This window comes from Streptomyces sp. NPDC102402, from assembly GCF_044765765.1.
Classification (GTDB): domain Bacteria; phylum Actinomycetota; class Actinomycetes; order Streptomycetales; family Streptomycetaceae; genus Streptomyces.
On sequence record NZ_JBIWKR010000006.1, the window covers coordinates 244714 to 256185 of the forward strand.

Annotated in this window: 10 protein-coding genes; 4 read left to right on the forward strand and 6 right to left on the reverse strand. The window is 71.3% G+C overall.

Translation table 11 applies throughout. From position 1 onward, the window contains the following. Positions 1 to 161: 161 nt before the first annotated feature. A complete protein-coding gene (gene panD / locus ACIRJR_RS20295) occupies positions 162 to 587 on the forward strand; it encodes an aspartate 1-decarboxylase (protein WP_403782437.1) in 426 nt (141 codons plus the stop codon). Between the two features lie 470 nt (positions 588 to 1057). Here the strand turns inward: panD and ACIRJR_RS20300 are convergent, their stop codons facing one another. From ACIRJR_RS20300 to ACIRJR_RS20315, 4 genes are all read right to left on the reverse strand, one after another. After that, positions 1058 to 2398: a diaminopimelate decarboxylase gene (locus ACIRJR_RS20300; RefSeq protein ID WP_403782440.1), complete on the reverse strand. Its 1341-nt coding sequence runs from the start codon at positions 2396 to 2398 to the stop codon at positions 1058 to 1060. A gap of 68 nt (positions 2399 to 2466) precedes the next feature. Continuing rightward, on the reverse strand, positions 2467 to 3264 hold the full coding sequence (locus ACIRJR_RS20305) for a family 1 encapsulin nanocompartment shell protein (protein ID WP_403782443.1): 798 nt from the start codon (positions 3262 to 3264) through the stop codon (positions 2467 to 2469). Further along, positions 3264 to 4331, reverse strand: a complete 1068-nt coding sequence (locus tag ACIRJR_RS20310; protein WP_403782446.1) for a Dyp-type peroxidase — start codon at positions 4329 to 4331, stop codon at positions 3264 to 3266. Before ACIRJR_RS20310 ends, ACIRJR_RS20305 begins: the two co-directional genes overlap by 1 nt. Before the next feature lie 124 nt (positions 4332 to 4455). Next, a complete protein-coding gene (locus ACIRJR_RS20315) occupies positions 4456 to 5568 on the reverse strand; it encodes an ABC transporter substrate-binding protein (RefSeq protein WP_403782449.1) in 1113 nt (370 codons plus the stop codon). A 227-nt stretch (positions 5569 to 5795) separates the two neighbouring features. Between ACIRJR_RS20315 and ACIRJR_RS20320 the strand changes: the two genes are divergently transcribed. Beyond that, entirely contained in the window at positions 5796 to 6968 is a 1173-nt protein-coding gene (locus ACIRJR_RS20320; RefSeq protein WP_403782452.1) for a serine hydrolase domain-containing protein, read from the forward strand. A 336-nt stretch (positions 6969 to 7304) separates the two neighbouring features. Here the strand turns inward: ACIRJR_RS20320 and ACIRJR_RS20325 are convergent, their stop codons facing one another. Further along, positions 7305 to 7889: a short chain dehydrogenase gene (locus tag ACIRJR_RS20325; RefSeq protein WP_403782455.1), complete on the reverse strand. Its 585-nt coding sequence runs from the start codon at positions 7887 to 7889 to the stop codon at positions 7305 to 7307. A 291-nt stretch (positions 7890 to 8180) separates the two neighbouring features. Between ACIRJR_RS20325 and ACIRJR_RS20330 the strand changes: the two genes are divergently transcribed. Beyond that, positions 8181 to 9380: an oxygenase MpaB family protein gene (locus ACIRJR_RS20330; protein WP_403782458.1), complete on the forward strand. Its 1200-nt coding sequence runs from the start codon at positions 8181 to 8183 to the stop codon at positions 9378 to 9380. 90 nt (positions 9381 to 9470) lie between these two features. Here the strand turns inward: ACIRJR_RS20330 and ACIRJR_RS20335 are convergent, their stop codons facing one another. After that, positions 9471 to 10664 carry a TetR/AcrR family transcriptional regulator gene (locus ACIRJR_RS20335; protein ID WP_403782461.1) on the reverse strand — a complete coding sequence of 398 codons (1194 nt, stop codon included), beginning with the start codon at positions 10662 to 10664 and terminating at the stop codon, positions 9471 to 9473. Between the two features lie 232 nt (positions 10665 to 10896). On the opposite strand from ACIRJR_RS20335, the gene ACIRJR_RS20340 reads away from it, so the two are divergent. Further along, a complete protein-coding gene (locus tag ACIRJR_RS20340) occupies positions 10897 to 11235 on the forward strand; it encodes a thioredoxin family protein (RefSeq protein ID WP_403782464.1) in 339 nt (112 codons plus the stop codon). The last annotated feature ends 237 nt before the right edge of the window (positions 11236 to 11472 follow it).

Consider the following 11472-nt stretch of genomic DNA (forward strand, 5'->3'; position numbering starts at 1 on the left):
CCACGCCCCTTGGCGGTGCGTCAGTAAAGTCGGCATCGGGTCAGCATTGGTCCTGAAAAACCTGCTGATCCCTGCCCGGACATGCGACTCGTAGTACTCTGGCCGCACCGCCCTTGACCTGCAAAAACGCAGGCAGGGAGCCTAGCAGACGGAGTGCCCTCATGATGCGTACGATGTTCAAGTCCAAGATCCACCGAGCCACCGTCACCCAGGCCGACCTGCACTACGTCGGCTCCGTGACGGTCGACGCCGACCTGATGGACGCCGCGGACCTGCTGCCCGGCGAGCTCGTGCACATCGTGGACATCGACAATGGCGCCCGCCTCGAGACGTACGTCATCGAGGGGGAGCGCGGCTCCGGCGTCATCGGTATCAACGGCGCCGCGGCTCACCTGGTCCACCCCGGTGACCTGGTCATTCTCATCAGCTACGCCCAGGTCGACGACGCGGAGGCGCGTGCTCTCGTACCGAGCGTCGTGCACGTGGACGCGGGAAACCGGATCGTCGCCCTGGGGACCGACGCGTCGGCCCCCGTGCCTGGTACACGTACCGAGCGCAGCCCGCAGGCCGTGCCCGCGCGGAGCTGATCCGACGGCGCGCCCACCAGACCGGTGACGTACGAGGGCGGTGCTGCCGCCGGAACCACCGTCGCGCAGACGCCGCCGTCCGCGGCAACCGTCGCGTACCCCGTGATGTACCCGGACCGTTTTTGAGGCCGGTCGGGGTACATGGGCGACAGGTGTCACGGTCCGGACGTATGGACTCGGCAGGCGCGGGCAGCCGCACGGGGAGACCGTGGAGATGAGATCCACTCCCTCCCGTTGTCGCAGTTGGAGGACCGAGATGACACAGCCGTATCCCGACCCCGTACCGCCCGCGCCGACGCCCCCGCCCGTGCCCGGGCCGCCGACGCCGGTCCCCTCCCCGCCGCCCGTACCCCCGGGCCCCGTGCCTCCGGGCCCCGCGCCCGATCCGATTCCGCAGCCGCCGGGCCCGGATCCGGACCCTGTGCCGGAGCCGGAGCCCTCACCCCAGCCGGCGGGGTGAGCCGGAGGGGCTAAGGCGTCCCGAGGCCCGTCAGCGCATCCACGTGGCGCAGCCCGCTCTCCTCCGCAAGGGAGTCCAGCGACTGGGCGTCGCGTACGGGCGCGAAGCGCATGACGCCCGTTCTCCCGGCGAAGCCGTACACGGCCGGCCGGGGCAGACTGTTGTACGCCCACGGGGTGGAGAAGTAGTACGCCCCGGTGTCGTACAGGGTCACGTAGTCGCCCTCCCGCAGTTCGGGCAGCTCCCGGGCGTGGGCCACGACGTCCCCGGCGAAGCAGCACGGCCCCGCGATGTCCTGGACCATCGGCGGCCCCTTGCGGGGAAGGCCCTCCGTGTCGAACACGCCTACCCGGAGCGGCCAGGCGTCGGGCATGAAGACGGTGCGGGTGGCGATCTGCGCCCCCGCGTGGGTCAGCGCGATGCGTCGGCCGCCCGCGTCTTTCGTGTACTCGACACGTGCTCCGATGAAGCCGTTCTTGGCCAGCAGGGACCTGCCGAACTCGGTGACCAGGTCGTAGTGCCCGTCGAAGATCCCGGGCACCGCCGCGCGGAGCGCCGCCACGTACTCCGCGAACGCGGGGCGGGCCTCGTCGTCGGCGAAGTTGACCGGCAGCCCGCCCCCGATGTCGATGCCGGTGACCCTGCGTGTGCCCACCCGTTCGTTGATCTCCTCGGCCAGCCGGTACGTCTCGGCGATGCCCGAGGCGATCAGCTCCAGCGGGCACCCCTGGGAGCCGACGTGGGCGTGCAGCCGGGTGAGCCAGGGACGACGGGCGAAGGCCTCGACGACCTGCTCACGGGCGCCCGGGTCGCCCAGGGCCACGCCGAACTTCGAGGTGGCCGTCGCCGTGCTCATGGCGCCGATGGAACCGCCCCCCACCTGCGGATTCACCCGCAGTCCGAGGACGGACCGCGAGCCGGGGGAGTGGAGCCCCTCGATGCGGCGGAGTTCACCGAAACTGTCCGCGTTCACGGAGACACCGAGCGCCAGCGCCAGTCGCAGCTCGTCGCGGGTCTTGGCCGGAGAGTCCAGGACGATCCGTGCCGGGGTGAAACCGGCCTCGACCGCCAGCCTCAGCTCGCCCGGGCTGGCGACCTCGCACCCCATGCCGCTCTCGGCGAGCAGCCGCAGCACCGGGATCAGTGAGGCGGCCTTCGCGGCGAAGGTGTGCAGCACCCGTACGCGCGGCTCGGCGGCGAACGCGTCCCGCAGCGCGTCGACGGAGTCGCGAATCCCGTCCGCGTCCAGGAAGCCCGCGAGAGGGCGCTGCTCGCCGAGCAGCCCCTCCGCAACCGCCAGGCGGAGCGCCTCGGCGAACCGGGCGGAGCGCGGGGCGGGAGGGGAGCCCACGGCGGCCGCGGGGTCCGGCGGTGACGTACGGCGGGTGTCGTTGATGGGAGCCTCGCAGGTCGGCGCCTTCAGGCGATGAGGGGGACCACGGCCTCCGGGGTGAGCATCCGGAAGGTGAACGCCTGGTGGAAGTAGAGCCGGATGTTCGTCGCGTCGTGGTCCAGATATCCGATGGACAGGTCCTGGCCCAGGCAGAGCTCGAAGTCGCCGCCGCGCGTGGACAGCAGGAGCCCGCCGGTCACGGCGGGTGCCCACAGGATGGGTTCGTCCAGCTGCCGGGCCAGGTGGGTGGCGACCGGATACCCGTGGTCGGAGGTCTCGGTCGCCTCGGTGAAGGCGTCGGCGCCGAGCAGCAGCCGGTAGGGTCCGTCGACCCCCGCGAGCCGCAGCCGGGTCAGCGCCTGGCTCACCGCGGCCGGATAGTCCCGCGCGTCGGCGGGCAGGGGCAGCGGAGCGTGCGAGGAGCCGTCCCGCAGCCCGGTGATCCCGGCCGCCGCGTACCCGTCGATGACGGCCATGTCCTCTGCGAACGCGCAGGTACGGGCCGCGTCCTTGACCGGCTGCCAGTCGCTGTCCTCGGATCCCCGTTCCACGTCGTCGACGGCAGCTCTGGTCACGGTGAACGGCACCCGCCACTCGATGACCGGCGTCGCGGTCCGGGCACGGGCGATCACATCAGGGGTGGGCGGGTCGATGTCCCGCAGGTGGCCGTCGCCGATCGCTGACATTTGCGGCCCCTGGGGGGCGCTGACGTCCACGACGCGGCGCCCCGCCACGTGACGGCTGAAGGTACGTCCGGCCTCCTCCTCGATCTGTTCCCAGGCGGCGTCGGTGACGGGGGCGAGTTCGCGGTGCAGATTGTTCATCACGGGGCGCTTTCTTGGAGGCTGCCGATGTGCAGCGAGCCGTCACGTGCCGCCGTCGGGCCGGAGGACGGGGCCTTCGAGGACTGCGGCTCCGGAACGGCCGTGGTCGCGGCGGGGCCGGGGGGCGGTGGGGGATCGTCGAGGAAGTCCGCGGTCGGAGCGTGGAAGAGCGTGCCGGTGACCGCCGTGGAGAAGTCGAGAATGCGGTCGTGGGTGCCGGGCGGGCTGCCCAGGAACATGTTCCGGAGCATCTGCTCGGTGACCCCGGGGTCGGCGGCGTAGCCGATGAAGTACGTCCCGAACTCGCCCTGTTCGAAGCTGCCGAACGGCATGTTGGCGCGCAGGATGTCGCGTTCGGTGCCGTCGTCCTCGGTGATGGTGTTCAGGGCGACGTGCGAATCCGCCGGCTTGACGTCGTCGGCGAGCTCCATGTCGGTGAACTTCGTACGGCCGATGATCCGTTCCTGCTGTTCGGTGCTCAGCCCGTTCCACCCGGCCAGGTCGTGCAGATACTTCTGCACGACGACGTAACTGCCGCCCTCGAACGCCGGGTCCTCCGGGCCGACCAGGGCCGCGGTCCGCGCGTCGTCGCCCACCGGGTTCTCCGTGCCGTCGACGAAACCGAGCAGGTCGCGGTGGTCGAAGTAGCGGAAGCCGTGGACCTCGTCGACCACCTTCACGGCGCCGCCGAGCCGGCCGAGCAGCTGGGAGGCCCACTCGTAGCAGACGTCCATCTGCTCGGCACGGACGTGGAACAGCAGATCGCCCGGTGTGGCCGGAGCTCGGTGGAGAGGCCCCGGCAGCTCCTGGAACGGGTGGAGAAGGGCCGGCCTGGGACCCGCGAACAGCCGGTCCCAGGCCTCCGAGCCGAAGCCCGTCACGCAGGCCAGGCCGGCGCTCGGGACCCGGAAGCCGATCGACCGCGCGAACGCCGCGAGATCGGGCAGCACGTCCCGCACGGCGGACTCGCCGCCCGGTTCGATCGTCGCGACCAGCACCACCGCGGCGCTGGTCAGCGGTCCTACGACGGGCTGGACCACAACGGGATCCGGTACGGCCTCGGACATGCGCGCACTCCGTGGGTCGTGGACGTGGCTCCCTGCCACTTATCCACAGCACGCTCCCGGCCGCACCCCGGACCGGGCCGACAGGGCGACGTCCCCCGGGCCCGTCGACGCCCCGGTGGCTCCCTCAGCCGGTGTGGAGGATCCGGAAGCGACCGGGGTCCGCCGGCTCCCGGTCCACGACCTGGACCGGCGTTCGAGCACACTGCCAGACGCTGTCCCCCGGGGTGCGGGAGAACCGGATCCGCCCGCGGGTTCCCTCGACCGCGACGCGCGGCCAGTACGCGGCGGTGCGAGCCCGGTCCCCACCGGAGGAACGCAGCACGTCGGCCAGGACCGCGATCGTGTCGTAGCCCTCGAAGGCGACGAAGGAGGGGGCCTCACCCAGCCGCCCACGGAGAGCCGCCTCGACGCGGCGTCCGAGAGGGCTGAGGCGTTCGGGCAGGTAGCGCAGGAACGGGACCGCGGTGCCGTCGGCGCCCAGCGACGTCGCCCACGTCGCGAACTCCGGTTGTCCGGCCGGGGCACCGACCAGGATCCCGGTGAGGCGTGGGTCGTGGCGCACGGCCCTGACGAGCGGCACTGCCGGCTCCGGATGGCCGACCAGCAGCAGGAGGGCGGTCGCGCGATGGCGGACGAGCTCGTCGCACACCGCTGCCGGGGTGAGCGCACGCATGTCGAGGCCGACGACGGTGGCGCCGCGTGGAGCGAGGTACTCCCGCAGGATGCCGGTTCCGGCTGCCCAGTAGACACTCGGCTCGGCTGCGACGGCGATGCGGCTGTGTCCCGCGCCGAGCAGGAAGTCCGCGTAGATCCGCCAGCCGTGGGACTGCGGCGGGGGGAGTCGGGCGACCCAGTCCGTCGGCTCTTCGGTGAGCGCGTCGAGGACCGCTGACGAGCAGAGGAACGGGAGACCGAGGGCGTCGGCCCTGGAGGCGGCGGCACGGGCGACCACGCTGTGGTACTCCCCGGCCACGGCGGCCACGCCCAGCCGGGCCAGCTCGTCGACTGCGGCCGTGGCCCTCCGCGGATCAGCAGCGGTGTCCCGGACCAGCAGCTCGAGCGGCTTTCCGTCGATCCCACCGGCGCCGTTGCACTCCTGGACGGCCAGCTCGATACCGGCCAGCAGGTGTTGGCCCGCCTCGACCCAGCCGGGCCGGGTCAGCGGAACGAGGGCGCCGATCCGTACCGGAGTCGCGTCCGACCGCTCGGCTGCGTGCGGCGATGGTGGCGTGCTCATGCGTCGGCGTCTCCCGAGTGAGATGCGGCCCTACGTCGCCCGGGCCGCGGAGTGATCGTCGGTGGCGCCGACAGTAACTCCCCACCAGCAGACCGCCGACGGCGGCCCCGGATCTCCTGCCCGCCCCGCACCGGATCCCGCAGCCCCGTCCATCCGGCCAACACCCCTACCGGAAAGGGTGTTTCCCGGATGGCTGCCGGGTCGGCGCCGTTCCTAACCTCGGATGCATGCTCTCTCGACCTTCGCGATTATCAGCGGCTGCGCTCGCCCTGGCGGCCTTGTCCCTGCCACTCGCCGCGGCTTCGGCCGCACCCCCTGCCATCGACGCCGGGCCGGTGCAGCGGGATGCCGACGTGCTGCGCGACGCCGGTGTCACGGGGGTGGCGGTCCGCCTGGATACCCCGCGCGGGACAGTGACCGCCCGCTCCGGGGTGGGGGACCTTGTCACGCGCCGCCCGGTCCCGACGGACGGGTACCTTCGGCTGGGCAGTACGACCAAGGCCTTCGTCGCCACCGTCGTGCTCCAGCTGGTGGGCGAGAAGAGGCTCTCCCTGGACCGTACGGTGGAGCAGGTGCTGCCCGGGGTCGTAGCCGGAGCCGGGAACGACGGCCGGACCATCACCGTCCGTGACCTGCTCCAACACACCAGCGGGCTGTCCGACTACATCTACGACGTCTTTCCCGACCCCGGTGCCCGGACCTACTTCGCCGACCGATGGCGTGCGTACGAGCCCGAGGAACTGGTCGCCCTGGCCGTGCGCCACGAGCCCGCCTTCCCAGCGGGCACCCGGTGGGCGTACTCCAACACGAACTACGTACTCGCCGGAATGATCATCGAGGAGATCGCGGGACGCCCTTGGGAACAGGAGGTCCGCCGGCGCATCCTGCGACCCCTCAACCTGGAGCAGACCGACACACCCGGTACCCGGCCCTTCCTGCCGCATCCGCACACGGCCGACCACCAGCAGTTCACCGCGGGTGGCCCGATGGTCGACACAACGATCCCCTACCGCCCTTTCGACAGCGGGGCGGACGGCTCGATGACCGGCACGGCACGCGACGTCAACCGCTTCTTCACCGCGCTGGCCGACGGAAGGCTGCTGAAGCCCTCCGAGCTCGCCGCCATGCGTACCACGGTGCCGGTGCCGCGGGACAGCGGCCACCCGGCAGGCACCCGAGACGGCCTAGGAGTGTTCCTCACGCCCCTGTCCTGTGGGGGCGGATACCTGGGGCACGGAGGAAGCGGCTTCGGATACGTCGTCCGCACCGCGGTCACGACAGACGGCCGGCGCTCCCTCACCGTTTCCGCGCACAGCCGCTCGGCGGACCCGCGGGCCGCCGCCCGTCAGGAAGACGCACTGCGCGACCTCGTCGACCACGCCCTCTGCCGCACGGAGTGAAGGAGCGGACCGGTCGGCTCACCCCGGTCAGCCCTCGGACGGCGAGCCATCGGTGCGGCCGGCCGGCCGCCGCGCCACCGCGCCCGGTGGGAGTCGTCCAGGAGTTGCTCCGCGTAGCGGATGGACGGTGACGGGCGGGTTCATGCCGCCGCCGCGCGCCAGGAAGTCCCCGTACGCGCCACCGGCAGCGGGTGTGGCACCCCAGGGAGCCGGTGAACAGGAGGGGCCGCAGTCCCCACCCGGCCTGTCGGCCTCCGTGGCATCGTCCGCCGGTGTGCGGACTTCTGAAGACGGTGCGATCACCGATGGCTGCGACGCAGCCCCGCCCACCTGTCCTCAGGGGCGGAGCGTCTGTCCCTGCATGGCGCCCTCCACGACCGTGACGTATGCCTTGGCGACGCCGGCGACAGGTGTGCCCTCGGTGTCGTCCGCGCCCATGCTCCGCAGAGTCTCCTTGATCCAGCCGGGACTGATCAGGTTGATCCGCAGTTCGCGCCCGACTTCCCCTGCCGCGTTGCGGACGAAGCCCTCCAGCCCGGCGTTGACCAGAGCGCCCAGTGAACCGCCGGGCATCGGCGTGGCGAAGGTTCCTCCCGTCAGGGTGACGGATCCGCCGCGCCGCAGATGCCGCATGGCCCGCTGGGCCAGAGCCACTTGGCCCAGCAGTTTGCCGCGCATTCCTGCGGCCATCTCCTCCACGGTGACCGATTCCAGCGGGACCAGGGGGCCGCTCGCGGCGCAGCACACCACCGCGTCCAGGTCCTTCACCGCTTCGAACAGCCCATCCAGTGAGGCCGGATCCTCCAGATCCACCCGCGGCTGACCGCTGCGCGAAACGCCGATCACCTGATGCGACACGCTGAGCGCACCGACAACAGCCTTACCGATGGTGCCTGTTGATCCTACGACGAGTACGTTCACGGAGCTGATCATGACTCACGGGCCGCCTCGCCCACAGGCGTTCTGCGGTTCAGCCGCCGGGTGTGCGGAGTGGAGGGCCGCCCGAGGCCGCGTCGGAGAGGAGCCGGCCCAAGGTGGGCCGACATCGGCGACGAGCCCTCGTCCATCACCATTGCCGACGAGGGCGCACCTCGCTATGTTAATCAGAAATCACATCTGTACGACGCTGCGTGTTCCGCATGAATCTCTCGAATTGCAAGTCTGCGAAGGCAACTCAAAGCCATCTGGCCCGTCAAGGGAGCAGGTAAGTCAATGGAGAATCTCAGCAGGCGAAACATTCTGTCGCTAGGTGTCGCACTCGGCCTCGTGGGCATGTCGACCCCTGCCCAGGCATGGGGGGCGAAGGGCTCGACGACCGGAGCCGCCGAGGGCACCGGTCCGGCGTGGATCTGGGACCACGCGGCGGATCCCCTGATGGCCTCGATGATCGACAACGGCCATGTGCCGGCGATCAACACCTCATGGGCGCCATGGGTGAACAACGACGATCCGCTGCCCAGCGGCCTCCCGGCCGAATTCGCCGCATACCTGAAGCAGGTCAACCGCCTTCCCTCCTGGGCGGACCGCACCAAGCTGGCCCGCGCCGCCGACTTCAACCGGCGCAGGGACATGTACCTCTTCATGCTGTACGGCCTCGGCAGCGGGATCATGAGTACCGTGATCCCGCGCGAGGCCAAGAGCGTCTACTGGTCCGCGGGCGGTGCGGACATGCAGGACCGTGCGGCCAAGACGTTCACGTTCGGCTACGACCTCTCGCAGTTGGGAGCCTTCGAGCCGACGGGACAGTTCGTCGTCACCGCCAACAAGACGCGGGTGGTGCACGCCGCGGTGCGCCACCTTCTGCCCCGGTCGCCGCACTGGCGGGCCGTCGCCGACGAGACCGTCCCGATCAGTGCGGCCGACATCCTGGTCACCTTCCACAGCCTGGGCACCTACGTGCACAGGAAACTGCTCGACTGGAAGGTCCCCTTCCCGGCCGCCGACCAGGAGGCGTTCCTCCATTCGTGGCAGGTCGCACTCCATCTGCTCGGTGTGCCCGACGAGCACATCCCCCAGACCTGGGCGGCCGCCGAAGCGCAGTCGGCGCAGGTGCTCACCCCGATCCTCACCCCGTCGACCGAAGGCATCGCCCTGGCCGAGGAACTGCTCGGCCTGACCGCGCAGATCGACCTCGGGGTCACGCGAGGATTCCTGAACGAGTTCGTACGCCACGTCCTCAGCGACGAGGTCGGCGACTGGCTGGGGCTGAAGCGTGACTACGTGTCGGCGGCCCTGGTCCGCACCGCGTGGCCCGCGTACATCCTGTTCCGTGAAGGGCTGTCGCCCGTCATGCCCGGCAGCTTCTACATGTTCGACCAGTTCGTGCGCGCCCTTGGCATGCTGTTCCTCAACAAGGGCTCCTCCGGGACCACCACACCCATCACGATCCCCACCGGGAACCGGGCCGCCTGAACCGCCGGTCATCGGAGGTGCCCGCCCCCGACGGTCGAGCCGTGCGCCGAGGGGCGGGCCTCTGGGTGCGGGCCGGGTCGCGAAGGCCCTTCAGACGCCCAGAGCACCCACGACCAAGGCGGTCACGGCGTCACGATGGTCGGGGCTGTCCTGCCATCGGAGGCTTCGTCCCGCCTCGACCGCCACGCCGAACCCCGCGTGCACCAGCACCCGCGCCTGGCGCGGGTCCAGCTCCGGACGCGCCAGTCGCAACTGCTGCTCCCAGACGGCGATGTGTTCCCGCTGGGCGAGGACCACGGGCCGTCGGAGGCCGGCCGGCAAGCCGGCGAGCTCGGCCTCGGCGACGCTGTTGAGCTCGGTGTACTCGAAGCTGTAGGCCACATAGGTCGCGGCCAGCACCACGATGGCATCGTGCGGGCCGGTCACCTCGCGCAGACTCTGTTCCACCCCCTGGGCCAGCAGTCCCGCTGCCTGGAGGCACGCAGCCGCGAGGATGTCGATCTTGCCGGGGTAATGACGGTAGAGCGCGGACGGAGCCACTCCCACCGCCTCCGCGATCTGCCCGTTCGTCACGCTGACGAACCCGTCCCGGGCGAACAGGGGAATGGAGGCCGCGAGGATCTCCGCACGCCGTGTGCGCGGCACCGGCTGGGCCGGCAGCCGGACGACGGCCGGGGCGCCCAGCCGTCCTGCCGCCGGATCACTCGCAGCCACACCCAGCGCGGATGCCAACAGCAGTCCTGCGACCCGGCGTTGGGCGATGGAGGTGCGATGCATGGTGATGGAGCCGATCGCGCCGAGGGCCGCCATGGCCCGTAGGCGTCCGTCGGGCAGCGGATGCTCGCGCTGCACCGCCGCGTCGACCCGCTCGACGAGACGGGCGAACTTCGCTCCGAGACGCCGACGGTCCTCGCGGCTCAGGTAGCGGGCCTCCCACCGGTAGACGCCGCCCGACGCACGGTGAGCGACGGTGATCCGGGTGAGGGCGCTGAGCACGTCCGTCAACGCCGCCCCGGGCGGCACCTCGTCGAGTGCGGTGACGAGCCTGTCCACCATGACGTCGGCGCACTCGGCGAACAGTGCGTACTTGTTCGGGAAGTGCCGGTACAGGGCGGCCGCGGTGATGCCCACACCGGCGGCGACCTCCTCCATGGACGTCGCGTGGTAGCCGCGCTCGCTGAAAACCCGGCCGGCCGCGTCGACGATGAGCTGCCTGCGGTTGCGGGGCCGCGTGCCCGCGGCCGGACCGGCGGTCGCACGGGCGGGCGGGGAGGCGGGGGCCATGCGAATCAGTCAATCACACGTCGTCAGGGAGCCGTGCGCCCTCAGCGCGGCCGCAGGACGTGACGCCGGGGCCACTTCCCGCGCGACGGTCCGGCCCGTGACCTGAACGGCCCGTGGACCGCCGGCGCCGGGGGCCGCAGGGCAGCTGCGTCTGCCCGGTGTCCGTGTGGGCCTGCCGCACCACGCGGGGGATGATGGGGGTGGAAGACGGAACACGAGGTCAGGAGCCTCCATGGCGAAGCGGGTCCACCAGCCACGCGAGGACGCGGAGTTCGACTTCATCCTCAGGGCGAGCGAAGTGCCGGTCCTCGGGTACTTCATCGGCACGTGGCCCAAGGCGATCGAGCCCTGCCGGGCGATGGACCTCGTCGTGGGCGGCATCGCCGAGGAGTACGCGGGTCGCCTGACCCCCGTCAGGGCCGACATCGCGCGCTGTCCGCGGGCGACCGAGCGCTACGGGATCACCGGAGCCCCGTCCTGCGTCCTGCTGAAGGAGGGGGAGACGGTGGCGCTGGGCGCCGGACCGTTGACCACCGCCGAGATCCGGGAGTTCCTGGACCGCTGCCTCTGACAGGTGACTCCTGGAAAGGGCGGGAGTCGCCTCCAAGCCCGAGCAGCCGGATGGGCATCCACCAGCCCCGATGCGGCCCGGTCCCGGAGGGCAGTGCCTCCGTGACCGGACCGACGACTCTCCCGGAGCCGGGAGAGCTGGTCGGCAATGGCATTGTCGCGCCGCCCTGCGTGCGCGGAACCGGCGATGGCCTCGGACCGAGCCTCCACCTCATCGGCGGTGAGGTCCGGCAACGGC